The sequence below is a fragment of the Enterobacter cloacae complex sp. AR_0002 genome (genome assembly GCF_001922365.1).
In the GTDB taxonomy this organism is placed as follows: domain Bacteria; phylum Pseudomonadota; class Gammaproteobacteria; order Enterobacterales; family Enterobacteriaceae; genus Enterobacter; species Enterobacter hormaechei_C.
In genome coordinates, this window is sequence record NZ_CP018814.1 from 2,497,045 (window position 1) to 2,523,370 (window position 26,326).

Genomic DNA, 26,326 nt, shown 5'->3' on the forward strand with positions numbered 1-26,326 from the left:
TTCTGCCTGCGCTTAGCTGCCGAACCAGACCGCAGCGGAGATCGCTGGCAGCGTGAGCACGCTCCCCTGGAACGTCGCTTTACCCTCTTTGCTCTTCCACATTTTACCAGCCAGCAGCGGTGAATCTTCCAGCACGACTTCACACGCCTCGCCCCGGTTGATCGCCACCAGCACGCGCTGCTGGTTATAGACGCGGACAAACACCACCACGTTATCGTGGGCGTACATCACCTGACAGCCCCCGTATCGCAGGGCCTGGCTCTGCTTGCGCAGCGTCGCCATGCGCTGGTAGAGGCTGAACAGATCCTGATCCTGCTTTTCAGGCTCCCACGGGAAGGTTTTACGGCAGAACGGATCGTTGTTGCCGTCCAGCCCGACTTCATCGCCATAGTAGATGCAGGGTACGCCCGGCCAGGTAAAGAGCCAGGTCACCGCCAGCGGCAGACGCGCCACATCCTTACCCAGCAACGATTTAAAGCGTGCGGTATCGTGGCTGTCGAGCTGGTTAAACATCCGCAGCTGCTGCTGATGCGACAGGCCAGCGCGATAGTTTTCCATCCACGCCATGCAGGTTTCGGCGTCAATATGCTGCGGATCGTAAGAGATATCGGTGTTAGCGAGGAAACCCCACAGCGGGAAGGTGAAGCCGCGATAGTTCATCGCCGCGTCTTCTGCATCAGCCTGCAACCACTGACGCGCGTCGCCAAAGTGCTCCCCGAAGACGAATGCTTCCGACCGGGCCGCTTTTGCCGACCGGGTAATGGCGGCGACATGCTGAAGGTTATTCCGCGCCCCGCCTGCTTCACCCAGCATATGCACCACGTCCAGCCGCCAGCCGTCCATGTTCCACGGCGCTTTCAGCCAGTGGCGCACGATGCTGTCGTCGCCGCCGTAGATCTCATTCACCAGCGATGGCGACTGGAAATCGAGCTTCGGCAGGCTCGGGTAGCCCAGCCAGTCCAGGGCGCGGCCATTCTCGTCAAAACTGTACCAGTCACGCTGCGGTGAGTCCGGATTATGGCATGCGCCGCCCATCGACTGATTGTGACGGTCAAACCACGCATGAGAATCACCGCTGTGATTGAACACGCCATCAAGGATCAGGCGCATACCCTCTTTTTGCGTGTTGTGCCGCAGCCGCAGCAGCGCCTCGTCACCGCCAAACTGCTCGTCAACGTGGCGGTAGTCCTGCGTATCGTATTTGTGCACGCTTGGCGCTTTAAACACCGGGTTCAGGTACAGCGCCGTCACGCCGAGCTTTTTCAGGTACGGCAGTTTTTCGCTGATACCGTCGAGATCGCCGCCGTAAAAGGTCGATCCCCCCGCCTGGGCGGTCAGCGGCTCGTCCCATTTTTTCAGAATGATGTCGTGACCGACCGCATGATGGTAATAAACCTTGTCCTGATCGACGGTGCGCTTTTCACTGCGCGCAAAGCGGTCCGGGAAAATCTGGTAAAAGACCTGATCGTTAACCCACTGCGGGCCGTTATCCGGGTGATCCACGGCAAACTGCTCCAGCCTGGCCGGAGGGAAACGGCTGAAACCCTGCGGGGTAAACCACAGCTGGCGGTTGTTCCACAGCAGCTTGAAGCCGTAGCGGCGACGCGGTTGCCCGCTGCGCAAATCGATATTTGCCCGCCACGCCGTGACGCCCGGCTGCGGCTGGCTGCGCACTTTGTGCATTTTCAGCGACGTTTCTTCGTTATCCACTTCGGCGCGCAGGGTCACACGTTCAGGCTGATTGTCCCCTGCCAGCCAGAGCGTAATCACAAGGTTGTCTTTGTTTTGCTTAACAAATGGGGCAACCGGAAGGTGCCAGGCGTTTAACATCACGAATCCCCTTTGATGAAATTGACGTCACCTTGCCACAGGGTGATTAAGGATAGCTCACCATGATGGGATTTATTGAGGGAGGAGGACGGGGGAGGAGGCATCAGTGCAGCCTGATGCCCTCACCCTAACCCTCTCCCACGGGGAGAGGGGAAAAGAATGTTACTGTGCTTCCGCCAGCTGACGATCGCGGCGACATTTAAACATCCAGCCCACCAGCAGCAGGACGATCCACGCGAAGCCCACGTACAGGGAAATACGGGTATCCGGGTGATAACCAATCAGGCCAATGATGAAGACCAGGAAGATCAGACCGACAATGGTCGTTGGCACGCCGCCCGGCACTTTAAACTTCAGCGCTTTGGCCTCTTCTGGCGACAGGCGGCGACGGAACGCAATCTGCGACAGCAGGATCATGATCCATACCCACACGGTGGCGAATGTCGCCAGTGACGCAATCACCAGGAAGACGTTCTCCGGCATGATGTAGTTCAGGTAGACCGAGAACAGCAGCGCCACGGTCATGACCAGCACCGTTACCCACGGGGTGCCGCGACGCGACGTTTTGGCAAACACCTTCGGCGCACTGCCCTGCTCCGCCATGCCGTGCAGCATACGGCCCACGCCGAACACGTCACTGTTGATGGCCGACAGCGAGGCGGTCAGCACCACAAAGTTGAGAATGCTGGCGGCAAACGCAATGCCCATATGCTGGAAAGTCAGGACAAACGGGCTGCCGTTGGTGCCCACCTGGTTCCACGGGTAGATGGACATAATCACAAACAGCGTGCCCACGTAGAACACCAGGATACGCATCGGCACCGAGTTGATGGCGCGCGGAATAGACTTCTCCGGATCTTTCGCTTCCCCGGCGGTGATGCCGATAATCTCGATTCCGCCATAGGCGAACATGACCATCTGGAGCGACATGACCATCCCGAGCCAGCCGTTGCTAAAGAAGCCGCCGTTGCTCCACAGGTTATGGATGCCGGTTGGCTGCCCACCGTTGCCGATACCCCAGATGATGATGCCGAAACCGGCGAGGATCATGATGATAATGGTCGCGACCTTGAAGAAGGAGAACCAGAACTCCAGCTCGCCAAACACCTTCACGCTCATCAGGTTAACGGCGCAGATAATCAGCACCACGCTCAGCACCCAGATCCAGTGCGGCACGGCAGGGAACCAGACCCCCATATAGATGCCAAACGCCGTCACATCGGCAATGGCGACAATCAGGATTTCAAAGCAATAAGTCCAGCCAGTGATAAACCCGGCCAGCGGGCCTAAGTTCTCTTGTGCATAGCGTGAAAACGAGCTGGCAGACGGGTTGTGAACCGACATCTCCCCCAGCGCACGCATGATGATATAGGCCGCGGCACCGCCGATGATGTAGGCCAGCAGAACGCTTGGACCGGCCATTTTGATGGCATCTGCCGAGCCATAAAAAAGACCGGTGCCGATAGCCGAGCCCAGCGCCATAAAGCGGATGTGGCGGGTGCTCAATCCACGTTTAAGTTTGTTAGTGCTTTCCATTAAAATCTTGCCATTCAACACGAAAAAAACAAAAAACCACGGGGCCTTAAGCCCCGTGGTTAAACAATTTGTTGCCGTTGATTAATGGGCGTTGGATGTCACCTGACGCCCGGCCGCACGGTCCCAGATAATCGCAAGAACCAGCGCTACAACGGAAGGCATCAGCCAGGCCAGGCCCTGCTCGGACAGCGGCAGACGCTGTGTCCAGGCTGGCAGGATTTCTGCAAATGCTGATGCTTTGATCCCGTCAAGGATACCAAAAATCAGGCTGATAAACATGGCCGGCGCAATAATTCGCGTCGAGTTATGCCACCACGGGCGGGTGAAGCTCAGCACCACCAGCACGATACATGGCGGATAGATAGCCGTCAGCACCGGAATTGACACCTGGATCAGGTGGCTCAGACCGAGGTTTGAAACCGCCATGGAGAAGATGCCGAGGATAAACACCAGCGTGCGGTAAGAGAGCGGCAGATACTGAGCGAAGAACTCCGCGCAGGCGCAGGTCAGACCCACCGCCGTCACCAGACAGGCCAGGAAAATCAGCGCTGCCAGCAGCATGCTGCCTGCACCACCAAAGGTGTGCTGCACGTAAGCATGCAGGATCGCCGCGCCGTTTGCGCTCTGATCGACCAGCGTTGCGCTATCTGAACCCAGACGGAACAGCGCCAGATACAGCAGCGTCAGGCCGACACCGGCCATCAGGCCAGCCCAGATAGTGTAACGAGTCAGCAGGCGCGCTTCGGTCACCCCACGGGAACGCGCGGCGTTAACGATAACGATACCAAACACCATCGCGCCAAGCGTATCCATCGTCAGATAGCCGTTCACGAAACCGTTTGAGAACGCCGCGTTCTGGTAGGCGTCCATCGCGGAGCTGATGGGCCCCGCAGGCCAGACAATGGCCGCAACCGCCAGCACAATCAGCGCCACAATTTTCAGTGGTGCCAGGAAGTTACCTACGGTATCCAGCAGTTTGCCCGGATAGAGAGAAACCAGAATCACGATGGCGAAGTAAATGAGGCTGTAAATAAACAGTGGCATCGCGCCGTCACCGGTCAGCGGGGCGATACCCACTTCAAAGGAGACGGTCGCCGTGCGCGGGGTCGCGAACAGCGGGCCAACGGCCAGATAGCAGACGGTTGCCAGCAGAACGCCAGCCACTTTGCCAATCGGGGTGCTGAGGCTGTCCACACCGCCACCGACTTTCGCCAGCGCGATAACGGTCAGTACCGGCAGGCCCACGGCAGTAAGCAGGAAGCCAAACGCAGCCGTCCAGACGTGTTCACCCGCCTGTAAGCCAACCATTGGAGGAAAAATGATATTACCTGCGCCAACGAACAGCGCAAATGTCATAAAGCCCAGCGCGATAATGTCACGCGATTTCAAGTGATGGGTCATAAAACCTTACTGCCTGTGGATGTGGTGTTGAATACGTTGAGATTTTCGCCATCCCTGATGGGACGATACAGCGGAAAATTTGCTCAATTTCAGCGGGATATGCTCCCGTCCTGGCGTGGCGAAGAATAGTTTTTCGATTTACCACGCAAATACAGTCGGTCTGACAGTATATGGGGGGCAATTTAAACGCTTATAACGTTTAAAGGCAAGAAGGGATCGTAAAACCAGAACAATATGCCAGCATGAAAATCCAGACCAACATAATATGCCATGTATAAGAAAAACTCATGGCTAATCATGCGAACAAAAAAGCACCAGCCGTATAATATTCATCCGCGTTTCGCTTGACTGCAAAGCAAACGGGCCAGCAATCGCTGGCCCGTGGAAAGGTAGCCTGACACACACGCTGTCAGGCGCTTTTTTTGGCAATTAATCGTTCCGGAATCACGAAGCTAAAGCGCGTGCCCTTACCGAGGGTGCTTTCGATATTGAGCCGGCTTTCGTGGTGGCTGACGGCATGCTTCACAATTGCCAGCCCCAGTCCGCTTCCGCCGGTCTGCCGCGAGCGCGCCTTATCCACCCGGTAGAACCGTTCGGTGAGACGCGGGAGGTGTTCAGGCCCAATCCCCGGCCCGTTGTCCTCGACGCTAAACTCAGCCCCTGCCGGAGTATGCTGCCAGCGCACCGCGATATGCGTCCCTTTCGGGGTATGATTCACGGCGTTATAGACCAGGTTTGAGATAGCGCTTCGCAGCTCATCTTCACTGCCGAGCACTTTCAGCGTGTTATCAACATCAAAACTCAGGGTGTGTTGATTATGGCTCAGCGTTTGGGCTTCGCGCTCCACCACCCGCAACATCATCGGCACATCAATGATGTCATTTAGCGCCAGCGACGGGGCTGCCTCAATTTTTGAAAGCGTCAGCAGCTGTTTGACCAGCCCTTCCATGCGGAACGTCTGCTCCCTCATGGTATGCAGCGCTTTCTCACGCGGCGCCCCCTCAAGCGTTTGCTCCTGCATCATCTCCAGGTAGCCCTGAAGCACCGTTAACGGCGTACGCAGCTCGTGGCTGACGTTGGCAAAGAAGTTACGTCTCGCGCCCTCAAGCTGGTGCATCTGGGTAACGTCCCTCGCCACCATCAGCCACTGCCGATCGCTGTAGGGCATCACGCGGATCTCCAGATGGCGACCGTTATTGAGCTTCAGATTGTGCGGGCGCGAAAAATCCCGCTTTTTCAGATACAGCGTGAACTCGGGATAACGCAGAAGGTTCAGGATGTTCTGACCATTATCATCCGGCCAGCGCAGGCCCAGCAGCTGTTGCGCGAGGCCATTACACCAGAAGATTGTCCCTTCTTCTGTGGTCAGGATCACCGCGTCCGGCAGCGACTCCGCACCGCTACGAAAGCGTTTGATCAGGCTTCCCAGCTCACGACGGCGCTTTTTGTTACGCATCTGCATCTGGTGCAGGCCGTATAGTAGCGGTTCCCAGCTCCCGCTTCCCGGCGGGGGTGTCATACTTCTGTCGACCCACAGCCACCAGGAAAGACGCAGTAAATTCCAGAAATGCCAGACGAGCAATCCCGTCACGGCCACCAGTAAAAACCACGGCAGATAGCCAAAGATAGCCCCCAGAATGAGGGCCGGAATACAGCATAAGATCAGTTCAAAGACGAGCCTTTTCCATGACAGACGTTCCAGCACGCGTCACACTCCTGTCATTGTTCAGAAACGGGTCGAGAAGCGATAACCCGTGCCGCGGACCGTCTGTACCATGCGATCGTGGCCGCTCAGTTCCAGTGCTTTACGCAGGCGGCGAATATGGACGTCAACCGTTCGGTCTTCGACATAGACGTTAGTTCCCCAGACGTTATTCAGCAACTGTTCGCGGCTGTAAACGCGCTCCGGGTGGGTCATAAAGAAGTGCAGGAGTTTAAATTCGGTCGGTCCCATATCGAGGGGATTTTCACCGGTCATGACCCGGTGTGAGGTAGGATCCAGGCTCAGCCCCTGCATCTCAATCACCTCTTCCACCGCCATCGGTGAAATACGGCGCATCACGGCTTTGATACGCGCCACCAGCTCTTTCGGGGAGAACGGTTTGGTGATGTAATCGTCCGCGCCGGTTTCCAGACCGCGCACGCGATCCTCTTCCTCGCCGCGCGCCGTCAGCATCACCACCGGGATATCACGGGTCATCGCCTCGCGTTTGATATGCTTGATAAACTGCAATCCGGAACCGCCAGGCAGCATCCAGTCCAGCAGGATCAGATCGGGCCAGGGTTCATTCAGCTGGTTCACCGCGCTGTCATAATCTTCCGCTTCAACCGGCTGGAAGCCATTTTGTTCAAGCACGAAGCACACCATTTCACGGATCGGAGCTTCATCTTCTACGACCAGAATACGTCTCGCCATACTTTGCCCTGTCTTATCGTATTTAAGTTACAAGTCTGTAATGCGGCGTCATTATGCGTCAGATTTATGACAGATTTATGAAAAACATTACCACGATAAATAGCAAACTGTTGTTTTATTACAGCGGTTATTTTCCGTTCCCCGAACGTTTATAATCCTGCTTTCTTATTATTGCCACGGATCTTTTATGCGCATACTTCACACCTCAGACTGGCACCTGGGTCAAAATTTTTACAGCAAAAGCCGCGCCGCGGAACATGAAGCGTTCCTGAACTGGCTGCTGGAGACGGCTCAGGCTCACGAGGTGGACGCGATTATTGTGGCGGGCGACATTTTTGATACCGGATCGCCGCCGAGCTATGCGCGTGAGCTATACAACCGTTTTGTGGTCAACCTCCAGCAAACCGGTTGTCACCTGGTGATTGTCGCCGGAAATCATGACTCGGTGGCGACGCTGAATGAATCCCGCGATATTCTGGCGTTCCTCAATACCACCGTGGTGGCCAGCGCCGGGCACGCGCCGCAGATCCTGAAAAAACGCGACGGCACGCCGGGCGCGGTGCTGTGCCCAATCCCGTTTTTACGCCCGCGAGATATCGTGCAAAGCCAGGCGGGTCTGTCCGGCAGCGAAAAACAGCAGCATCTGTTGCAGGCCATCACCCGCTATTATCACCAGCAGCATACGGAAGCCTGCGCCCTGCGCGGCGATCAGGCCATTCCGATCATTGCCACCGGACACCTCACCACCGTCGGAGCCAGTAAGAGTGACGCGGTGCGCGAGATCTATATCGGTACGCTGGACGCGTTTCCGGCGCAAAACTTCCCCCCCGCCGACTACATTGCCCTCGGGCATATTCACCGGGCGCAGATCATCGGCGGCTGCGAGCATATCCGCTACTGCGGCTCGCCCATTTCGCTCAGTTTTGACGAAACGGGCAAAGCCAAATCCGTCCATCTGGTGAGCTTCACCGGGGGCAAACTCAGCGCCGTTGAGAGGCTTGAGGTGCCGGTCACCCAGCCGCTGGCGGTGCTGAAAGGCGATCTGGCCGCCATTACCGCTCAGCTTGATCAGTGGCGCGGCGCAGCGCTTAATCCCCCCGTCTGGCTCGATATCGAAATCACCACCGACGACTACCTGTACGATATGCAGCGTAAAATTCAGACGCTGACGGAAGACCTTCCCGTGGAAGTACTGCTGGTACGCCGCAGCCGCGAGCAGCGCGAGAAAATACTGCTCAACGCCCAGCGTGAAACGCTTAGCGAACTTCGGGTTGAAGAGGTGTTCGCGCGGCGGCTTGCGCATGAAGAGGTGGACGAGGCCAGACGCACCAGGCTTAACGAGCTGTTTGCCCAGACCCTGCACTCCCTCCATGACGAGGACGAAAACGCATGAAAATTCTGAGCCTGCGTCTGAAAAATCTGAATTCGCTAAAGGGTGAGTGGAAAATTGATTTCACCGCGGAGCCGTTCGCCAGTAACGGGCTGTTTGCCATCACCGGCGCAACCGGCGCGGGTAAAACCACGCTGCTGGATGCCATCTGCCTGGCGCTGTACCACGAAACTCCGCGTCTTAATAAGGTCTCTCAGGCGCAAAACGACCTGATGACGCGCGATACCGCTGAATGCCTGGCGGAAGTGGAATTTGAGGTCAAAGGCGTTGCTTATCGCGCTTTCTGGAGCCAGAACCGCGCCCGCAACCAGCCGGACGGGAACTTACAGGCACCGCGCGTAGAGCTGGCCCGCTGCGAAGACGGCAAAATTCTGGCCGACAAAGTCACGGATAAGCTGGAACAAACCGCCGCACTCACCGGGCTGGACTATGGTCGCTTTACCCGCTCGATGTTGCTCTCGCAGGGGCAGTTTGCCGCCTTCCTGAATGCTAAACCGAGCGATCGCGCTGAGCTGCTGGAGGAACTGACCGGCACGGAAATTTACGGCCAGATTTCCGCCATGGTTTTTGAAAAACACAAAGCGGCACGTAACGCGCTGGAGATGTGCGAAGCGCAGGCCGCAGGGGTTGTGCTGTTGAGCGAGGAACAGCAGCAGCACTTGCAGCAAAGTTTGCAGGCACTTACTGACGAAGAGAAAATCCTGCTGGCACAGCAGCAGAGCCAACAGAAAGATTTTCAGTGGCTTACGCGTAACGACGAACTGATACGTGAGCAGCAGCGCGCAGCCGCTTCGCAGCAGCAGGCGCAACAGGCTCTGACGGACGCCGCGCCGCAACTGGCTAAGCTCCAGCTGGCGCAGCCCGCCGCCCAGCTACGTCCGCTATGGCAGCACCAGCAGGAGCAGACCGCCCGCCTGTCGCAAACCGCAGAGCGAATTGTCGAAGTAAATACTCGCTTACTCGACAGAGCGGCACAGCGCGCGCGTATCCGCAACGGTGCGCAGCGCAACCGTGAACAGTTGCAGACAGAGCACACGGCGCTGACGCAGTGGCTGACCGAACACGATCGTTTCCGTCAGTGGGGACAGGAAATTGCCGGCTGGCGGGCGCATTTTACGCAACTGAATCGCGATAAAAATCAGCTTGTTGCCCAGGCAGCGCGCATGGCTGAGCTTCGTCAGAAGCTGGCTGAGATGCCGGAGAGTACGCTGACGCTGACGGCTGAGGATCTCGCGACGGCAATGGAGCAACAGGCACAATCGCGGGCGCTCCGCCAGCGTCTGACTGCACTTCACGCTCGCTATCAGCCGCTGCAAAAACGACTGCGCCAGAATGCGGAAAGCGTGCAGAAAGCGCAGGCTGAGCAGGGTAAGCTCAATGAAACGCTGATCCTGCGGCGTCAGCAGTTCAAAGAAAAAAATCAGCACTATGCCGACCTGAAAGCGCTCTGTGAGCGTGAGGCGACAATCAAGGATCTTGAGAATTATCGTGCTCAGCTGGAAGCGGGTAAGCCTTGCCCGCTCTGCGGTTCACGCGAACACCCGGCAGTTGTGCAGTATCAGGCGCTTGAACTGACTGACAATCAGCGCCGCCGCGACGCGCTGGAGAAAGAGGTTGCCGCGCTAAAAGAGGAAGGATTGCTGGTGCTCGGGCAGGTGAATGCGCTGACCCAACAGATCCAGCGCGAGACTGAGGAAGCACAGGCTCTCTCTCAGGAAGAACAAGCACTCACTAAAGAGTGGCTGGAGGTCTGCACCTCCCTGAACATAGCGCTGAATATTCAGGATGATATAGCACTCTGGATGAGCGCACAGGAGCAGTATGAACGCCAGCTGTATCAGCTCAGCCAGCGTCTGACGCTGCAAAACCAGCTCATTGAACAGGAAGGTCAGGCGCGCCAGTACCAGCAGCAGCTGACGGCGACGCGTCAGGCGCTGGCGGCCTCGCTAGAGTCGCTGTCGCTTAGCGTGCCCGATGAAGGGGCCGAAAGCGCCTGGCTGAGCGCGCGCGAAAGCGAATATACCCTGTGGCAGGAAAAACAGGCCCAGCACGGTACGATTCAGGAACGTATTAACGCCCTGATGCCAATCCTGGAGACGCTGCCGGTTACCGATGATACAGAAGCCGACGCGGTTATACCTGAGAAGTGGCGCGGCATCCACGACGAATGCGTGTCGCTGCAAAGCCAGCTCACCACCCTCCAGCAGCAGGAGACGCTTGAGCGTGAACGGCTCCAGCAATCACAGGCTCAGTTCAACGCCGCGCTGACCGCGAGCTGCTTTGCCGATCGGGAGGCATTTCTCTCCGCCCTGCTGGATGAAGCGTCGATCCGCCAGCTTGAACAGCAAAAGCAGACGCTGGAAAACCAGCTCCAGCAGACCACGGCGCTTTCGGTGCAGGCAAGCCAGCAGCTTCAGGCGCATCAGGCACAGCGCCCCGAGGGGCTGGAAACCGATGCCGCAACGCTTCAGGCGCAGTTACATCAGCTGGCGCAACAGCTTCGGGACAACACCACGCATCAGGGGGAGATCCGCCAGCAGCTCAAACAGGACGCCGATAACCGTCTGCACCAGCAGGCGCTTATGCAGCAGATTGAGGAGGCGGCGCGTCAGGCCGACGACTGGGGCTATCTCAATGCGCTGATAGGCTCCAGCACCGGCGATAAATTCCGTAAATTCGCCCAGGGGCTAACGCTGGATAATCTGGTGTGGCTTGCCAACCAGCAGCTCAACCGTCTGCATGGCCGCTATCTGCTTCAGCGTAAAGCCAGCGACGCGCTGGAGCTGGAAGTGGTCGATACCTGGCAGGCCGATGCGATACGCGATACCCGTACCCTTTCCGGCGGGGAGAGTTTCCTGGTCAGTCTGGCGCTGGCTTTAGCGCTTTCCGATCTGGTCAGTCACAAAACGCGCATTGATTCGCTGTTCCTGGATGAAGGGTTCGGCACGCTCGACAGTGAAACGCTGGACACCGCGCTGGATGCGCTCGACGCACTGAACGCCACCGGGAAAACCATCGGCGTGATCAGCCACGTTGAGGCGATGAAAGAGCGTATTCCGGTGCAGATCAAGGTGAAGAAGATCAACGGGCTGGGGTATAGCAGGCTGGACAGGGAGTTTGCGGTGAATTGAATGGGGGACGGTGCGGTCTGATGCCCTCACCCTGGCCCTCTCCCTGTGGGAGAGGGTACAAACATCAAAAACGGCAACGCAAGTTACCGTTTTGCGTTTATTCCGGCCACAGCCACGCCGCGCCTCGCACGCCGCTGGAGTCACCGTGGACGGCTTTGCGGATCGGTGTTTCGCACTCGCCGCCAAATACCCACTGTTTCACCAGCGTTGGCACCGTGGCGTAAAGTCGGTCGACGTTGCTCATGCCGCCGCCCAGCACAATCACGTCCGGATCGAGGATATTGATCACATGCGCCAGTGACTTAGCCAGCCGCATTTCGTAGCGGCTGAGCGCCAGTTCAGCCACCGGATCCTGCTCCTCAACCAGACGCATAATCTCGTTACCTTTCAGCGGCTGGCCGCTCAGACGATGATAATCGGTGGCAAACCCCGTACCGGAGATAAAGGTCTCTATACAGCCCTGCTTGCCACAGTAGCACGGCACTTCGGCGCGGTATTTGAGTTCATCTTCATCCATCCACGGCAGCGGGTTGTGCCCCCACTCGCCCGCGGTGCCGTTGCCGCCAATATGCGAGCGCCCTCCGAAGGCCACGCCCGCCCCGCAGCCGGTGCCGATAATTACGGCAAATACGGTCTGCTCGCCAGCCGCTGCGCCATCCACGGCCTCAGACACCGCCAGGCAGTTTGCGTCATTCGCCAGACGCACTTCCCGGTTCAGGCGTTGGCTTAAGTCTTTATCAAACGGCTGACCGTTGAGCCAGGTGGAGTTGGCGTTTTTCACCACGCCGGTATACGGCGAAATGGAGCCAGGGATCCCCATCCCGACTGTGCCCGTCTCGCCCGTTGCCTGCTCTGCCATATCGACCAGGCGGGCAATCGTCTCTATGGTCTGGTGATAATCATCGCGCGGCGTAGGCAGACGGTGGCGAAACAGTTGCTCCCCCTGCTCGCTCAACGCAATGACTTCTGTTTTGGTGCCGCCCAAATCAATCCCAATACGCACAAGACACTCCTCATTATTTTGATTATCAACAGAGTAGAAGCCCGCTTCCCGATTAGCAATGCAAGCGATGCGACAATTCGTTATCATGCCCGCTGATTTAACGACAAGGCCGTGGAAATTATCATGCTGTGGTTCAAAAATTTGATGGTTTACCGTCTCAGCCGCGACGTTTCGCTGCGTGCAGAAGAGATGGAAAAACAGTTAGCCGCTTACTCCTTTACCCCTTGCGGTAGCCAGGATATGGCAAAAACCGGCTGGGTTCCGCCAATGGGTTCTCAAAGCGATGCGCTGACCCACGCCAGCAGCACGGGGCAAATCATCGTTTGCGCCCGCAAAGAAGAGAAGATCCTGCCGACGCCCGTGGTTAAGCAGGCACTCGAAGCGAAGATCTTCAAGCTGGAAGCTGAACAGGGCCGTAAGCTTAAAAAAACCGAAAAAGATTCGCTGAAGGATGAAGTGCTGCACTCGCTGCTGCCGCGCGCCTTTAGCCGCTTTAGCCAGACCATGATGTGGATCGACACCGTTAACGGGCTGATTATGGTGGACTGCGCCAGCGCCAAAAAAGCCGAAGATACGCTGGCGCTGCTGCGTAAGAGCCTTGGCTCATTACCGGTGGTACCGCTGGCGCTGGAAACGCCGATTGAGCTGACCCTGACCGAGTGGGTGCGCAGCGGGACTGCCGCGCAGGGCTTCCAGATCCTTGATGAAGCAGAGCTGAAAGCGTTGCTGGAAGATGGCGGCGTGATCCGCGCGAAGAAACAGGAACTGGTGAGCGACGAAATCGCCGTGCACATTGAAGCGGGCAAAGTGGTGACCAAACTGGCACTCGACTGGCAGCAGCGCATTCAGTTTGTGATGTGTGATGACGGCTCCGTGAAGCGCCTGAAATTCTGCGATGAACTGCGCGATCAGAACGAAGATATCGACCGCGAAGATTATGCTCAGCGCTTTGACGCAGACTTTATCCTGATGACCGGCGAGCTGGCGGCGCTAATTCAGAACCTGGTGGAAGGTCTCGGCGGCGAAGCGCAGCGCTGACAGGCAAAACGTAGGCCGGGTAAGCGAATGCGCCACCCGGCATGCTTTTATTTCAGATAGCGGCACAGATAAGAGGTTGGCTCTGCAACCTGTAAATGGAACTCGCTGTGGCCCGGCACGTTGAAGACCTGCCCGGCACTATATACTTTCCACTCCGTTTCACCCGGCAGCAGGACGTTCAGCGCGCCGCTGACCACCGTCATCTCTTCCGCTTCTGCGGTGCCAAAGGTGTATTCCCCTTCCGCCATTACGCCGACACTGGCGCGGCCAGTGCTGCTGCTGGTAAAACCAATGGATTTCACTTTACCGGAAAAGTATTCGTTACTTTGAAGCATGAACTGGCCCTTATATTTATAGAGAAAAATCCACTATAGGGGCCATGCTCATGACCTGTCACGCAAAATCATTACACCAGTAATTCTGACGCCAGACGCGCCATCAGGACGTTAGAGAGCAGCACCGGAACATCCAGCGCCTTTTGCAATAAATCACGATGCCGCTGATGGAAGCCCAGGCAGTCGAGCATCAGGACATCCGCCCCTCTGTCGATCAATTCCTGCCCAGCTGCAATCAGCTTCGCTTCGCTGTCCCAGAACGGGTTAGCCAGCGCGTACAGCGGGGTGTGCTCCAGCGCAGCCCACTTCACCGTCTGGTTATCCAGCAGTTCCTCAACGGGAACGATGACCCCAACCTGATGACCATCAACAATAGAGGCCACCAGCGGGGGGATAATCCGCATCGGTTCGAGCAGAATGGCATTACGCGCGCTGAGTCCTTTAACGGGTGCCGTGCTCATCAGCAAAATGACGTCATAGTCCTGATTGTCGAGCACTTCGATCACGCCCTGTAGCGCGCGCTCGATTTTCTGGCGCGACACATGCGCCAGTTTACCGTCACTGAGTAACGTTGCCAGGGGATCTTCCCCCTCTCCGACCGCGTAGTCTTCCATGACCTCTTCCCGACTGAGCTTCCCTAACAGACTGAGATGCGTAATTTGTTGTTCAGAGACATGCTCGGTTAAGAGCGGTAATACTTCGCTTACAGGCACCACACCAATCGTGAGGATCGCCAACGTCGCCTTCATTTTGATCGCCTTCCGTTACTACCACAACTGCCACACAGGTGCAGGCTCACTACGCTGCACTGTTCATTTATTCAACAAAACAGCACCAAGCGTAGCAGGGGATCTCAACACCGTAGTGTAAAGATCGACTGGCCTTTCCGAATCCACCTGTAATAACTAAATATTAACTGCTGCTTAACATCAGCGATAAGTTAAAAGTGTGATTCAGGCACGGTTGTAACGAATTCGGATTCCTGTCAGGACTTCTCAGGATCCTCATAGCGCCGTTTCGCATCCAGCGCTTCCTGTTCGGTTTCATGTTCGCTGATCAGCGAATCAGGTTTAGGGTGATCGGCACGCAGCTGGTACCAGGTTACGGTTTGATCACCATTACCTTTTTCAACGGTAACGATGCGGGCTTCACGTGGATAGGGAGGTCTGGTTGGCATAGCTCATCCTTTTTTTATGTCTGAGCTATGAGTATAGACGGCTGTTAGCTGGCGCAAGCCAAACGCAGGGCGGTAATAATCTGAATCGCAACTTTTTCGGATGACGCCGACGCATCCACAACGTGGTGTGCCGCCTCGCGGTACAGTGCATCGCGTTCGGCGAGGACCTCGCTGACCTCTTCACTCAGCGGTTTCGCGGTCAGCGCCGGGCGCTGCCCCTCTTCCGGAAACGCCTCCAGCCGCCCCACCAGCGTAGAGACCGGGGCACAGAGGTAGATCACGACACCCTTTTCGCGCATAAACTGGCGGTTATACGACGCCAGGATAATGCCCCCACCGGTCGCAATCACGGTTGACGGCGCGGTCACCGCTTCCAGCGTGGCCGTTTCACGCGCACGAAAGCTCTCCCAACCCTCATCTTCAACGATATCGGCGATAGTCTTACCCGCATTCTCCTGAAGCCAGTGGTCAGTATCGACAAACTGACTCTGGCACAAACGCGCCAGCTCCAGACCAACGGTGGTTTTCCCACAGCCGCGAGGGCCAACTAAAAAGATGGGTGGGTTCATAACCAGGTGTTCCCCTTGCTGCCGGATAACTGAAGGCTGTAAAGAAATGATTGCAGTAGATGTTGCGCTAACTTTACTGCAAAGCGGTACGGAATGACAAGCCTGTGGAAGCCACACTGTACCACAAAACCGCCCGGAGGTGGGCTACGCCGGGCGGCGCTTCACTTCCAGCAGCCATTTATCCAGCTCGGCGGCAAACTGCTGGCGATCGCGCTGCGACAGGCTGTCCGGCCCACCGGTTTGCACGCCGCTGGAACGCAGCGTATCCATAAAATCACGCATGGTGAGCTTCTCCCGGATCGTTGCCGGAGAGTAGCGCTCGCCGCGCGGGTTAAGCGCCGCGGCCCCCTTCGCCAGCACGTCGGCAGCCAGCGGGATATCCGCCGTGATCACCAGATCTCCTGCGTCACACAGGCGTACTATCTCGTTATCCGCCACGTCAAACCCGGCCGGAACGCGCAGAGATCGGATGTATCTGGAGGGCGGCACGCGGATATTCTGGTTCGCCACCAGCGTTAGCGGCATCTGCACGCGCTCGGCAGCACGAAATAAAATCTCTTTAATCACATTCGGACACGCGTCCGCATCAACCCAAATCGCCATCGTCTCTCCCCATTATGATTCTGGCGACTATTGTCGCCTGCATTTCGTTGTTAAGCTATCAATGAGAGATAACAACGCATAATAACGGAGAGACGTGATGGATAAGAAAATCGGGTTTATCGGCTGCGGAAACATGGGCAAAGCTATCCTCGGCGGACTGATTGCCAGCGGGCAGGTGCTGCCGGGGCAGATTTGGGTCTATACCCCATCCCCGGATAAAGTCGCGGCGCTGCGTGATGAGTATGGTGTCAACGCTGCCGAAAGCGCGCAGGAAGTGGCTCAGGTGGCGGATATTGTCTTTGGCGCCGTTAAGCCGAATATCATGATTAAAGTCCTGGGCGAGATCACCTCCAGCCTTAACAAAGAGACCCTGGTGGTGTCGATTGCCGCAGGCGTGACCCTCGATCAGCTCGCCCGCGCGCTGGGTCACGACCGTAAGATTGTTCGCGCCATGCCAAACACCCCGTCGCTGGTGAATGCCGGTATGACCTCCGTTACCCCGAACGCGCTGGTCACATCTGAAGACGTGGCAGATGTACTGAATATCTTCCGCTGCTTCGGCGAAGCGGAAGTGATTGCCGAACCGATGATCCACCCGGTGGTCGGCGTGAGCGGCTCTGCCCCGGCGTATGTTTTTATGTTTATCGAAGCCATGGCCGATGCTGCCGTATTGGGCGGAATGCCGCGCGCGCAGGCCTACAAATTTGCAGCGCAGGCGGTGATGGGCTCGGCCAAAATGGTGCTGGAAACGGGTAAGCATCCGGGCGAATTGAAAGATATGGTGTGCTCGCCGGGGGGCACAACCATTGAAGCCGTGCGCGTGCTGGAAGATCGCGGATTCCGCTCCGCCGTGATCGAGGCGATGGAAAAATGCATGGAAAAATCAGAGAAGCTCAGTAAGTCCTGATGCGCTACGCCGGGCGTCAGGCGGCCACTTCGGTGCGGCCCCGTCCGGCATTTTTGGCTTTATAGAGGGCCACGTCCGCCGCCTTTAGCCATTCACGATAGTGGGTGAACTGCGCCCCCCAGGGGGCAACCCCAACGCTGATACACAACCTCGCCGTTGGTGCTCCGTGCAGCGGCATGTTGACCAGCCGTTCATGGACGCGCGACATCGCTGCAATCGCGCTGTCGGCAGGCGTGCCGGACATGATCACCGCGAACTCATCCCCACCAAAGCGGCCAATATAATCGCCGGAGCGCAGAGTCAGCTGAAGCTGGCGCGTAATGGCAACAATCGCTTCATCCCCCACGTCATGCCCCCAGGTGTCGTTGATCGTCTTGAAGTGATCGATATCGATGAGCAGTATCGTCGCCTGTCGATGGCTGCGACGGCAGGCCTCAAATTCGTAACGCAGCAGCGTTTCCCAGTGACGGCGATTGAACACGCCGGTCATTCCGTCGCGGGTACTCATCAGCTCAAGCCGACGCTTATGCTCTGCCAGGCGGATCGCCGTGCGGTGGCTGAGCCATGCAAACAGCATGGGGTAGACCACCAGCACGGGGAGCGTCAGCCACAACGCCAGCGGTTCAGAGGTCAATAGCACAGGAGTACCCGTGGATTGCACGGTGAGCAGAGCAGACAGGGCAAGCAGCGCCAGTCCTGTCAGAAATAAGCGACATCCCCCCGATCCCATCATATTCATGCCGATCATCATGATCAGCGCCGCCGTTGGTAGTGCATTGAACCCTGTTAGCCCCATCCAGACACCGGCAAGAATGGCATCGATTTTCAGATTAACAATTTCACTTCTGTGGGGTTCAGCCGAACGAAAAGCCAGCTGCCAGGCCAGATGGGGCCAGACAAAGACCCAGCCCACCAGCAATAACCACCAGACGCCGGAAAGAAACTGGCTCACCAGAACGCTGGCAAGCGGAACAAATAGCGCCGCCAGACCAACGATGCGTGCCAGCCGTATTCGCCGGGCAAATCGCAGACCGGAACGGTATGAATCATCCTGAGAAAGCTGCTGGTGCCACGCTTCCCGAATGTTCTCATGACTGTCATAAAACTCATCATTCATCATCTTTGGGAATATTCTGAAACATTTTCCCAAATTATAGAGAGGGGGATAGCGGGGAAAGTATGAAATTTTGGGTGAGCCACAGCCGTGACTCACCCGTTAGCACTACGCCTGTTTTTTCAGGCACGCGCTCATGAACTTGCTGCGATCGTCGCCTTTCAGCATCTGCTGTGTCGCCTGGGCATTGCACTCGCGCATTTTTTGCTGCTGCGGGGTCAGGCTTTTTTCACCGGGTTTTGTCGCACCATTTTTTAGGCAGTCGCTCATGTACGTTTTACGGGCATCCCCTTTCAGGCTTTGCGATGTCGCCTGTTGGTTACAGGTCGTCATGCGTTGCTGCTGGGGCGTCAACGTTTTCTCTTCCGCATGTGCTGATGCCATCAGACACAGGCCAGAGAGCAGGGTAATCAGTATTGTTGTTTTCATTGCACCATCCTTTATGTGAAGTTCCACGTTAAGTCTGGTTCGTTACGGAAAAAAAACCACCCTGCGCACCTGATTTTCGCCGGGCTCCGCGGTTATTTCAGCCCTGTAGCGGCACAATGATCATTATCCGGTTTCGCCGGCAGGGAGGCGGTAATTAATAGCAGAAATTATGCGGTGAAAACTGTGCTCTGTCTCAATTTAATTTACCCTGAAAAATGTGTAAAAATAAAAACAGAGCGACGCCAGGCATCCTGCATGACAATTCTGTGACATGTCATTTCACCTCTGGCCGGTTAAGTGCGAGGATGCCTCAAAAGCTTTTTTACGTATTGCTGAAGCAGCTCCGCATCCTCTGCGGGAACCTGTGAATCAGGACGAGCTTTTTCCAGCGCGCCTTCAACGTTGTCGATCAGCGCCTCCTGCTCTGGTTTTGCCATCTGTCGCAGCAGCGCCGTCACAACGATTTCCAGCGCCTCGACCTGGGCAACCAGCTCTTTCGACTCTTCTTCCTTTTGGGCAAGCTTAACCAACAACTCAGCAATGAGATTTTTCATGGTGCTATTTCCTTATGTGATTTCCCCTGAAATTAACACCCTCACTGAATAATGAAAAGCATGGATTAGCTTTATCTTATGCAAAAGTGACATCGCTGCCAAAAAAGATATTTCGGGGAGAAAGCGAAACGTTTTTCTAAAAGAAAGGCGCCGCATTTCGTTATATAAAAATGCGGCGTTCATAAGAATAAATAATATATTATCGTGTTTACCGGGCCGACTTTGCCTCAGCGATTCGCCTGCGACGGCGTAAGGCGAAGGCCAGTTGAATAATATTCAGCAGTACCACCACCGCCGTCGCGGCAAATACCCAGCGGAAACCCGCCATCGCCGAGACCGAGGCGCCAATAAGCGGGCCCGCTACGTTGCCTAAATACATGAACGACTGGTTGTAGCCAAAAATGCGGCCGGTTACCTGGTCACTGGAATATTTCACCAGCAGCGTCTGAACAGCGGGCAGCATGGCGCCATCCGCGAAGCCAAGCAGGAAGCGCAGGATGCCCAACTGAAGAGGTGTGGTGACGAATGACATGGCAAAGAAAAGGATCACCGCAATGATGAGCGTTGCCATCAGAATACGTGCCGTACCGATCCTGTCGCCCAGTTTCCCCAGGCGCGGAGCAGACATCAGCGCCGACACGCCCGGCACGGCGGCAATCATCCCGCTCAGAAACGCAATGTTGCTGCTGTCCGGCGCCATCGACTTGATAAACAGCGCCAGAATCGGCCCCACCGAGCCGTTACAGAGCTGGATCACCATCGTCGTCACAAAGAGGCTAATCATCAGGCCAGGATAAGGCAGCGAGGCGAAAACCGCTTTTCCGCTCAGGCGTTCGGATTTGCTGACAACAGGCCGCCCGCCCTCTTTAATCAGAAAAAGGGTGACCAGAAAGCTGATCGTCAGCAGGATCGCAGTAATGATAAAGACCGCACGCAGCCCGACATGGTCCGCCAGGAAGCCGCCGAGCAGCGGGCCGCCAATGACCCCGCTGATCTGGGCGGTGGAAAGCGTGCTGAGCGCCCAGCCGCTTCGCTCACGCGGTACCTGTGAGGCCACCAGCGCCATGGCATTCGGAATGTACCCAGAGGTCAGCCCCATTATCGCCCGCAGAATAAACAGCTGCCAGACGTTGGTGGCGAAGGCCTGGAGCAAAATGGCTATCGCCATCCCCAGCGAGGCGCGGAGCAGCATCAACTTGCGCCCCTTGCGATCTGCCAGGCTACCCCACATCGGCGACACAATGGCGGAGACCAGAAACGTCACGCTGAACGTCAGGCCGGACCACATGGAGAGCGCTTCATGGGAAGTGACCCCCAGCTGCGACACATACAGCGGCAGGAAGGGCAATATCTGGCTGATAGCCAGTCCGGTGAAGAAGCAGCCGAACCAGACTGAAATGAGGTTAACTTTCCAGGATTCCATAACAGAAATAGTCTTCATTTTTAGGCGAATTCGCCGACAGATTAGCAAGTTACGCGCAATGACATAGCGCCAGAGATGCGGCCTTGCAGACTTTGGTGTTTTATCTTCCCAGTCATCATATTTGTGAAATAAGTCACAATTCATCCAAATTTCGGCGGAAGATTATGCTTCATCGACATAATCCATATCCGCGCATTCCCAGATGGAAATGGTTGGCATGGGCGGCATTATAGTCCGGTCCCAGACTGTTACCGTAATAACCACAGCTTGCCGAGAGCAGCGCCTGTAGCCAGGGCTGCGTCTTTTCCGCTTTCCAGCCGTTTAGAACGGTAACACGCTGTCCGTTTGCCAGCCTGAAAGCGCTGATATCCAGCGCATCCGCCGTAGCATGTTCGCTGCGCCGCGCATCCGGGCGGCTGTAGATATTGCGGCAAGCAAAGCTGCCCAGATGTTCAATACGCGCAAGCTCGCTTCCCGTCCAGGTTTTGGTGAGCGGCCGGGCCTGCTGGCTGACAAACAGCGCCGAACTTAACGCCAGCGGGCAACTGGCAAGAAAGCTGCTGTTCAGGCTGACCGGGCCAAAATCACGTACGCGCACCACGTTACTCAGTGGACACTCCCCGGCGCTGTCAGCGACCGCCTGGGTACGGATAAGCCGACGTTGGTTCGCCTGCGTTAACAGGCTTTCGCACGCCTGGGGGGTTAAACGCCGAAGTTTAAACTGGGTTATTTTTCCGGGCGGATCGTCAAGCGTAAGCGGCACGAAAGGGTTGTACTGCGACGGCAACCAGCGGTAGCCCACCGTGACGATCCCGGCAATAACAATAAGAATAAACAGACCTTTTCCTTTCACGCGCCCCCCTTCAGCATCCCTCAAAACATTATGGCAGAAGGCCGCGAAACCCGCCGGGCATCGTGGTATGTTATTGGCTTTTCGTCAGACTGGAAGAGAGTGAGATGGCAAAGCAGCGCGTAGGTATTGTCTTTGGGGGAAAATCGGCAGAGCACGAGGTGTCATTGCAATCGGCTAAAAATATCGTTGATGCGATTGATAAAAGCCGTTTTGACGTGGTGCTGCTGGGCATAGATAAACAGGGCCAGTGGCATGTTAACGATGCCAGCCAGTATCTGTTACACGCTGACGATCCGGCGCACATCGCCCTTAATCCTTCTGATATCAGCGTCGCAACGGTTCCAGGCGTGGTACAGGGACAGCTTATCGATGCCGGGAACGCGCAGGCGCTGGCACAGATTGACGTGGTGTTTCCTATCGTTCACGGCACGCTGGGCGAAGACGGCTCCCTGCAAGGCATGCTGCGGATGGCGAACCTGCCGTTTGTCGGTTCCGATGTGCTGGGCTCTGCCGCCTGCATGGATAAAGACGTCACAAAACGTCTCCTGCGCGACGCCGGTCTGAATATTGCGCCGTTCGTGACGCTTACTCGTGCCAACCGCGATAAACATAGCTTCGCGCAGATCCAGGCGCAACTCGGCCTGCCGCTATTTGTGAAACCAGCAAATCAGGGCTCGTCCGTTGGCGTCAGCAAAGTCACCAGCGAAGCGCAGTTTAACGAAGCCGTTCGTCTGGCCTTTGAGTTTGACCATAAGGTGGTGGTTGAGCAGGGAATTAACGGACGCGAAATTGAGTGCGCCGTACTGGGCAACGACTTCCCACAGGCGAGTACCTGCGGTGAAGTAGTGCTGAACAGCGACTTCTATTCCTACGACACCAAATATATTGACGATAAAGGTGCCCAGGTTGTGGTCCCCGCCGCGCTCGATCCTGACGTTAACGACAAGATCCGCGCGATCGCCGTTGAAGCCTATCAGGCGCTGGGATGCTGTGGGATGGCGCGCGTCGACGTGTTTCTGACGCCGGATAACGAGGTGGTGATTAACGAAATCAACACCCTGCCGGGCTTTACCAATATCAGCATGTACCCGAAACTGTGGCAGGCCAGCGGGATAAGCTATCCGGAACTGATCACCCGCCTGATTGAACTGGCGCTGGAGCGTCACGCCGCTGACAGCGCCCTGAAAAGCTCCGTTAACTAACGGTTAGTCGGTTTTCTCTGCCGTCGTCGTCTCATCGGGGCGACGGCGGATAATGAATCCCGCCAGCCAGAAACTGATTACCCAGGTCACCAGCCCAACCGCATAGGTTTGCCAGCCTTTCGCTTCAAATCCCAGCAGCCCGATAACACCGTTGAGAATAAAGATCAGCCCGATCGCAAAGGCGTAGTAATGCCAGTCACGGCGTAGTTTGGAAGTGAGCTTCATGACAACTCCGGCAGAAAAAAAACTATCCTCTCACAGTTTGATAAAGGCGTCTGTGGCGGATACGTAAATTCTGAAAAGCAGCGCAGTTTCACTTATGTTATCAATTTGTGACGTGATGCAGAATTCGACAATCCAGGAGAAATCCTGAACCGAATTTCCCACGATTCTGATATTGACAAATGCTATGACCTGTCACACTCACCCTGTACGACGCGTATTAAAACAGAGTGATATTTTCAGGAGGTCTTATGGCAGACTTTACATTGTCGAAACCGATTTTTGGCGGAAAACAACCAAAAACCTCCACGGCGGGGAATATTGCCTATGCCCTGTTTGTTCTGTTTTGTTTCTGGGCAGGAACCCAACTGCTGAATATGCTGGTGCATGCTCCTGGCGTGTATGAGCATCTGATGCAGGTGCAGGATACAGGCCGCCCACGCGTTGAAATCGGTTTAGGCGTGAGCACCGTATTTGGACTCATTCCCTTCCTCGCGGGCAGCATGGTTCTGGGCGTGATTGCCCTCGTCCTGCGCTGGCGCAATCGCCACTGATTACAGTCCCATACAGCGTGCCCGACGATCGTCCACGCGTTTCGCGAACCAGGCGGTCGTCAGGTTACGCGTGATCTTCGGGCTTTCCAGTTGAATCCCTGGCAGAATGGCTCTGGGTAATGCCTTTCCACTTTTCTTCTCGGCCAGCGCAAAGACCTGCTTATAGAGATCCGTTTTCTCAAACGCCAGGCTGTCGCCCTTCTCCAGCTGTCGGCGAATGTCGCTGTTGCTCATCTCCAGCTTCGTCGAGAGTTTTCGCACCGCACGTTCGGTGGTCCCAGCCTCACTGCTGCCGTATGCAATGAGATCGCCATCCAAAGCGAGCTTCACACCGCTGGCGCGGCTTACCGCATTCTGGAAGGCTGCATTTCGGCTGGCATACCAGCCCGCATTAAAGTCGGCAAAGCGATACAGCGGTTTATCGTAGTTGGCCGGATAATTCAGCAGGTGATACGTCCCAAACCACAGCCCACCGCGCAGGGAGAAGACCTCCTGACGCACCGTACCATCGATATCCCACGGATAGCCGTCGGTATGCTTTTCCGCAAATGCGATACTCACCTGCATCGGACCGCCGGTATGCACCGGATTCAGCGATCCAAACAGCTTCTGCCCCATCGGCACCATATTGATGAAATCATCGAAAATGGCGCTAAGCTGCTTCTCGGTTTTCACCGTATCCAGCCGTTCGCTATAGCTTTTACCGTTTGGCGAGGTGATTTTAAGGGCGGTATGTACCAGGAAAACAGGGATATGCATCGATTCGGCCCGGCGGTCGATCTCTTTCCAGGCGATTTTGTTCAGGCCAGGCACAACAGGATCTGACTGATACATCGATTCCTGCTGCGCCACCGCGAGCACCGAGCAGATATTCTCTTCGGTAGGCGCGATCTTCTGGCTTTTGAAGGTCGTTGCCAGCGCATCAGCCCACTCACTGCGATCCTTCACGCTGGCGGGCATCTTCTGCCGCACCACGCTCGCCACATCCACAGGCTTCTCCCCTTCTTTGAGCGGGGCAGCCCCTTTTTCGGCACAGCCCGCCAGCACGAAAGCGGCGAGTAACGTCAGAGGTAATGCACGTGGTACGGCAAATGGCATAGCAATTCCTTTTTAACCTAATGTATGGGTAACTTCCTGCACATCCTTATCGTCCAGCTCACGCTCGAAACTGCGTAAACGTTTGTAGATGGACATCAGCTCCACCAGCGTAGTCCAGGAGCTAATCAGATACTGGAACGAACCGCGAACCTGACCAAAGACGTTGGTGATTTGGGTCATCAGACCGAGCGTAATCGTACCCGCAACGATGGACGGGAACAGCAGGAACAACCCGAAAACGTTATCAACCTGAAGATAAAGAATGCGCGCGATATTGAAATACATGTAATGGAAATAGAGGCGGAAGTAGTTACGACGTACGGCGCCAAACAGCTCACGCACGGTAGGCGGTGACGCACGGTTGGCATCGTCTTCGCCATACACCAGCTCTTTACGGTAGGCCGCTTCCACGCGCTGGTTTTTAAACTCCAGCCCCGGCAGCTTGATCCCCACCACCGCCAGCAGCCCCGTTCCCATCAGCGACCAGACAATCGCAGCAATCACCAGGCCGTAGGGCAGATGGCCGACAATCGGCAGCTCCGGAACGTGCGACGAGAGCGTCACCAGCACCGGCAGGAAGGCAATCAACGTCATGATGGCGTTGATAAAGCTCACGCCCATATCTTCCAGAGTAGAGGCAAAACGCATGGTGTCTTCCTGCACACGCTGTGCGGCACCTTCGATATGCCGCAGGTGCTGCCAGTGCGCCATATAGTGTTCGTTCATCGCGGTACGCCAGCGGAACACATAGTGGCTGACGAAAAAGTTATTCATCACGCCGATCACCACGGCGATGAGGGCGATGCCGAGGAAGATCCCCACCTCATGGTAGAACTGGTTAATGGTCACTTTATGCGGCGAACTCAACGCCGTCTGGATCAGATCGTAAAACGGCGCATACCAGGCGTTGACCGCTACGCCCACCTCCACCAGGAACCAGGTGACAAAGATGATTAACGACGTGCCGAGAATCGACCAGTATTGCCAGCGGTGAGGAGAATAGACAAACCAGAACATGGCAAAAAGCCCTACGCAGAGCACGTAATAAGCGTAGAAAAGCAGATAGCTCATGGACCAGAAGCGCGCTGCGCTAATGGGAATATCGCCCGTTGCCCCCGTAAGACGGGTCAGCCACGCGCCGCCACCGGCCTGCCAGAAAATGACAGCCAGCAGTGCCCAAATAAATGCCGACAGGAAAAAGGGCCCCGGCTTTGGGAAAAAAGACTTAAACATTGTGCTTCCTTCTTGTTGTTATGGCTGTTGCTGTGTTCAACATATCGCCACACGAAACCTTGCCTGTACCAGCCTCCCGGCTCAGGCAAAAAAGTGAGACCTGCGGGTGAATTATTAGTTCGCTTCCCCGTTTTCAGGAATTGTTTCGGTGCGTTTCATTCGCAACAGCGATCGTAGCGTCTATCATACGGTCGATGTCACAAAATGGGAGCCACGCTGCAAGTAAATTGTTCAAATTTACCCACGGTTACGTTTTTCTCGCTATCGTTATGCAAATCGGGCCATTGCCCGACGCCGATTAGTAGTAT

The 26,326-nt window shown here is 56.1% G+C and carries 25 protein-coding genes; 6 read left to right on the forward strand and 19 right to left on the reverse strand.

Annotation, left to right across the window (positions count from 1 at the left end; genetic code table 11):
• Positions 1-12: 12 nt before the first annotated feature.
• The 5 genes from malZ to phoB form a co-directional block, all read right to left on the reverse strand.
• The gene (malZ, locus tag AM329_RS12380; RefSeq protein ID WP_023315506.1) at positions 13-1,830 is read right to left on the reverse strand and encodes a maltodextrin glucosidase; all 1,818 of its coding nucleotides are present in this window, start codon (positions 1,828-1,830) and stop codon (positions 13-15) included.
• Positions 1,831-1,992: 162 nt separating this feature from the next.
• Positions 1,993-3,366, reverse strand: a complete 1,374-nt coding sequence (proY, locus tag AM329_RS12385; RefSeq protein WP_003859117.1) for a proline-specific permease ProY — start codon at positions 3,364-3,366, stop codon at positions 1,993-1,995.
• Positions 3,367-3,447: 81 nt separating this feature from the next.
• Positions 3,448-4,767 (reverse strand): branched-chain amino acid transporter carrier protein BrnQ, encoded by a 1,320-nt coding sequence (gene brnQ, locus AM329_RS12390; protein WP_003859118.1) that lies wholly within the window; start codon positions 4,765-4,767, stop codon positions 3,448-3,450.
• 409 nt (positions 4,768-5,176) lie between these two features.
• Positions 5,177-6,472, reverse strand: coding sequence for a phosphate regulon sensor histidine kinase PhoR (gene phoR / locus AM329_RS12395; RefSeq protein WP_023315505.1), 1,296 nt, complete (start codon positions 6,470-6,472; stop codon positions 5,177-5,179).
• A gap of 21 nt (positions 6,473-6,493) precedes the next feature.
• Complete coding sequence (phoB, locus tag AM329_RS12400) at positions 6,494-7,183, reverse strand: phosphate response regulator transcription factor PhoB (RefSeq protein WP_003859122.1); 690 nt, start codon at positions 7,181-7,183, stop codon at positions 6,494-6,496.
• A gap of 187 nt (positions 7,184-7,370) precedes the next feature.
• Between phoB and sbcD the strand changes: the two genes are divergently transcribed.
• Both sbcD and sbcC read left to right on the forward strand, forming a co-directional pair.
• Complete coding sequence (gene sbcD / locus AM329_RS12405) at positions 7,371-8,576, forward strand: exonuclease subunit SbcD (RefSeq protein ID WP_032608631.1); 1,206 nt, start codon at positions 7,371-7,373, stop codon at positions 8,574-8,576.
• A complete protein-coding gene (gene sbcC, locus AM329_RS12410) occupies positions 8,573-11,704 on the forward strand; it encodes an exonuclease subunit SbcC (RefSeq protein WP_032608629.1) in 3,132 nt (1,043 codons plus the stop codon). Before sbcD ends, sbcC begins: the two co-directional genes overlap by 4 nt.
• A gap of 97 nt (positions 11,705-11,801) precedes the next feature.
• Here sbcC and mak read toward each other — a convergent pair whose 3' ends face one another.
• A complete protein-coding gene (mak, locus tag AM329_RS12415; protein WP_032608628.1) occupies positions 11,802-12,707 on the reverse strand; it encodes a fructokinase in 906 nt (301 codons plus the stop codon).
• Positions 12,708-12,830: 123 nt separating this feature from the next.
• On the opposite strand from mak, the gene rdgC reads away from it, so the two are divergent.
• The gene (gene rdgC, locus AM329_RS12420) at positions 12,831-13,745 is read left to right on the forward strand and encodes a recombination-associated protein RdgC (protein ID WP_003859129.1); all 915 of its coding nucleotides are present in this window, start codon (positions 12,831-12,833) and stop codon (positions 13,743-13,745) included.
• A gap of 47 nt (positions 13,746-13,792) precedes the next feature.
• Here rdgC and ppnP read toward each other — a convergent pair whose 3' ends face one another.
• The 5 genes from ppnP to AM329_RS12445 all read right to left on the reverse strand — a co-directional run bounded on the left by ppnP (position 13,793) and on the right by AM329_RS12445 (position 16,429).
• Positions 13,793-14,080 (reverse strand): pyrimidine/purine nucleoside phosphorylase, encoded by a 288-nt coding sequence (gene ppnP / locus AM329_RS12425; RefSeq protein ID WP_003859131.1) that lies wholly within the window; start codon positions 14,078-14,080, stop codon positions 13,793-13,795.
• Between the two features lie 71 nt (positions 14,081-14,151).
• Complete coding sequence (locus AM329_RS12430; RefSeq protein ID WP_003859133.1) at positions 14,152-14,829, reverse strand: AroM family protein; 678 nt, start codon at positions 14,827-14,829, stop codon at positions 14,152-14,154.
• A gap of 236 nt (positions 14,830-15,065) precedes the next feature.
• Positions 15,066-15,257 (reverse strand): protein YaiA, encoded by a 192-nt coding sequence (gene yaiA, locus AM329_RS12435; protein ID WP_003859135.1) that lies wholly within the window; start codon positions 15,255-15,257, stop codon positions 15,066-15,068.
• A gap of 44 nt (positions 15,258-15,301) precedes the next feature.
• Positions 15,302-15,826: a shikimate kinase AroL gene (aroL, locus tag AM329_RS12440; protein WP_032608627.1), complete on the reverse strand. Its 525-nt coding sequence runs from the start codon at positions 15,824-15,826 to the stop codon at positions 15,302-15,304.
• A gap of 144 nt (positions 15,827-15,970) precedes the next feature.
• Complete coding sequence (locus AM329_RS12445) at positions 15,971-16,429, reverse strand: YaiI/YqxD family protein (RefSeq protein ID WP_003859141.1); 459 nt, start codon at positions 16,427-16,429, stop codon at positions 15,971-15,973.
• A 97-nt stretch (positions 16,430-16,526) separates the two neighbouring features.
• On the opposite strand from AM329_RS12445, the gene proC reads away from it, so the two are divergent.
• On the forward strand, positions 16,527-17,336 hold the full coding sequence (gene proC, locus AM329_RS12450; RefSeq protein WP_023315501.1) for a pyrroline-5-carboxylate reductase: 810 nt from the start codon (positions 16,527-16,529) through the stop codon (positions 17,334-17,336).
• 16 nt (positions 17,337-17,352) lie between these two features.
• Here proC and adrA read toward each other — a convergent pair whose 3' ends face one another.
• The 5 genes from adrA to AM329_RS12475 all read right to left on the reverse strand — a co-directional run bounded on the left by adrA (position 17,353) and on the right by AM329_RS12475 (position 21,709).
• Complete coding sequence (adrA, locus tag AM329_RS12455; protein WP_023324219.1) at positions 17,353-18,456, reverse strand: diguanylate cyclase AdrA; 1,104 nt, start codon at positions 18,454-18,456, stop codon at positions 17,353-17,355.
• 102 nt (positions 18,457-18,558) lie between these two features.
• Entirely contained in the window at positions 18,559-18,879 is a 321-nt protein-coding gene (gene psiF, locus AM329_RS12460; RefSeq protein ID WP_022650447.1) for a phosphate starvation-inducible protein PsiF, read from the reverse strand.
• Between the two features lie 293 nt (positions 18,880-19,172).
• Complete coding sequence (gene iraP / locus AM329_RS12465; RefSeq protein ID WP_032608626.1) at positions 19,173-19,433, reverse strand: anti-adapter protein IraP; 261 nt, start codon at positions 19,431-19,433, stop codon at positions 19,173-19,175.
• Between the two features lie 208 nt (positions 19,434-19,641).
• Entirely contained in the window at positions 19,642-20,856 is a 1,215-nt protein-coding gene (locus AM329_RS12470) for a multidrug efflux MFS transporter (protein WP_015571317.1), read from the reverse strand.
• A 169-nt stretch (positions 20,857-21,025) separates the two neighbouring features.
• Entirely contained in the window at positions 21,026-21,709 is a 684-nt protein-coding gene (locus tag AM329_RS12475) for an extensin family protein (RefSeq protein WP_023324217.1), read from the reverse strand.
• A gap of 104 nt (positions 21,710-21,813) precedes the next feature.
• Between AM329_RS12475 and ddlA the strand changes: the two genes are divergently transcribed.
• Complete coding sequence (ddlA, locus tag AM329_RS12480) at positions 21,814-22,911, forward strand: D-alanine--D-alanine ligase (RefSeq protein ID WP_003859156.1); 1,098 nt, start codon at positions 21,814-21,816, stop codon at positions 22,909-22,911.
• Positions 22,912-22,914: 3 nt separating this feature from the next.
• Here ddlA and AM329_RS12485 read toward each other — a convergent pair whose 3' ends face one another.
• Positions 22,915-23,136, reverse strand: a complete 222-nt coding sequence (locus tag AM329_RS12485) for a DUF2754 domain-containing protein (RefSeq protein WP_023324216.1) — start codon at positions 23,134-23,136, stop codon at positions 22,915-22,917.
• Between the two features lie 248 nt (positions 23,137-23,384).
• On the opposite strand from AM329_RS12485, the gene AM329_RS12490 reads away from it, so the two are divergent.
• On the forward strand, positions 23,385-23,687 hold the full coding sequence (locus AM329_RS12490; RefSeq protein WP_003859159.1) for a DUF2755 family protein: 303 nt from the start codon (positions 23,385-23,387) through the stop codon (positions 23,685-23,687).
• On the opposite strand, the gene AM329_RS12495 is transcribed toward AM329_RS12490, so the two are convergent.
• Together AM329_RS12495 and sbmA are read right to left on the reverse strand one after the other, a co-directional pair.
• Complete coding sequence (locus tag AM329_RS12495) at positions 23,688-24,785, reverse strand: DUF1615 domain-containing protein (RefSeq protein WP_032608625.1); 1,098 nt, start codon at positions 24,783-24,785, stop codon at positions 23,688-23,690.
• A gap of 12 nt (positions 24,786-24,797) precedes the next feature.
• Positions 24,798-26,018 carry a peptide antibiotic transporter SbmA gene (gene sbmA, locus AM329_RS12500; RefSeq protein ID WP_003859162.1) on the reverse strand — a complete coding sequence of 407 codons (1,221 nt, stop codon included), beginning with the start codon at positions 26,016-26,018 and terminating at the stop codon, positions 24,798-24,800.
• Positions 26,019-26,326 lie beyond the last annotated feature (308 nt).

Excerpts from the sequence above, each read along its gene's own strand:
- brnQ (WP_003859118.1), bottom strand. The coding sequence starts at position 4,767 with ATGACCCATCACTTGAAATCGCGTGACATTATCGCGCTGGGCTTTATG.
- yaiA (WP_003859135.1), bottom strand. The coding sequence starts at position 15,257 with ATGCCAACCAGACCTCCCTATCCACGTGAAGCCCGCATCGTTACCGTT.
- AM329_RS12485 (WP_023324216.1), bottom strand. The coding sequence starts at position 23,136 with ATGAAGCTCACTTCCAAACTACGCCGTGACTGGCATTACTACGCCTTT.
- AM329_RS12495 (WP_032608625.1), bottom strand. The coding sequence starts at position 24,785 with ATGCCATTTGCCGTACCACGTGCATTACCTCTGACGTTACTCGCCGCT.
- ddlA (WP_003859156.1), top strand. The coding sequence starts at position 21,814 with ATGGCAAAGCAGCGCGTAGGTATTGTCTTTGGGGGAAAATCGGCAGAG.
- aroL (WP_032608627.1), bottom strand. The coding sequence starts at position 15,826 with ATGAACCCACCCATCTTTTTAGTTGGCCCTCGCGGCTGTGGGAAAACC.
- adrA (WP_023324219.1), bottom strand. The coding sequence starts at position 18,456 with ATGATGAATGATGAGTTTTATGACAGTCATGAGAACATTCGGGAAGCG.
- psiF (WP_022650447.1), bottom strand. The coding sequence starts at position 18,879 with ATGAAAACAACAATACTGATTACCCTGCTCTCTGGCCTGTGTCTGATG.
- rdgC (WP_003859129.1), top strand. The coding sequence starts at position 12,831 with ATGCTGTGGTTCAAAAATTTGATGGTTTACCGTCTCAGCCGCGACGTT.
- ppnP (WP_003859131.1), bottom strand. The coding sequence starts at position 14,080 with ATGCTTCAAAGTAACGAATACTTTTCCGGTAAAGTGAAATCCATTGGT.
- iraP (WP_032608626.1), bottom strand. The coding sequence starts at position 19,433 with ATGAAAAATCTCATTGCTGAGTTGTTGGTTAAGCTTGCCCAAAAGGAA.
- AM329_RS12445 (WP_003859141.1), bottom strand. The coding sequence starts at position 16,429 with ATGGCGATTTGGGTTGATGCGGACGCGTGTCCGAATGTGATTAAAGAG.
- AM329_RS12490 (WP_003859159.1), top strand. The coding sequence starts at position 23,385 with ATGGCAGACTTTACATTGTCGAAACCGATTTTTGGCGGAAAACAACCA.
- malZ (WP_023315506.1), bottom strand. The coding sequence starts at position 1,830 with ATGTTAAACGCCTGGCACCTTCCGGTTGCCCCATTTGTTAAGCAAAAC.
- proC (WP_023315501.1), top strand. The coding sequence starts at position 16,527 with ATGGATAAGAAAATCGGGTTTATCGGCTGCGGAAACATGGGCAAAGCT.
- AM329_RS12430 (WP_003859133.1), bottom strand. The coding sequence starts at position 14,829 with ATGAAGGCGACGTTGGCGATCCTCACGATTGGTGTGGTGCCTGTAAGC.
- sbcD (WP_032608631.1), top strand. The coding sequence starts at position 7,371 with ATGCGCATACTTCACACCTCAGACTGGCACCTGGGTCAAAATTTTTAC.
- sbcC (WP_032608629.1), top strand. The coding sequence starts at position 8,573 with ATGAAAATTCTGAGCCTGCGTCTGAAAAATCTGAATTCGCTAAAGGGT.
- proY (WP_003859117.1), bottom strand. The coding sequence starts at position 3,366 with ATGGAAAGCACTAACAAACTTAAACGTGGATTGAGCACCCGCCACATC.
- AM329_RS12470 (WP_015571317.1), bottom strand. The coding sequence starts at position 20,856 with ATGGAATCCTGGAAAGTTAACCTCATTTCAGTCTGGTTCGGCTGCTTC.
- sbmA (WP_003859162.1), bottom strand. The coding sequence starts at position 26,018 with ATGTTTAAGTCTTTTTTCCCAAAGCCGGGGCCCTTTTTCCTGTCGGCA.
- phoB (WP_003859122.1), bottom strand. The coding sequence starts at position 7,183 with ATGGCGAGACGTATTCTGGTCGTAGAAGATGAAGCTCCGATCCGTGAA.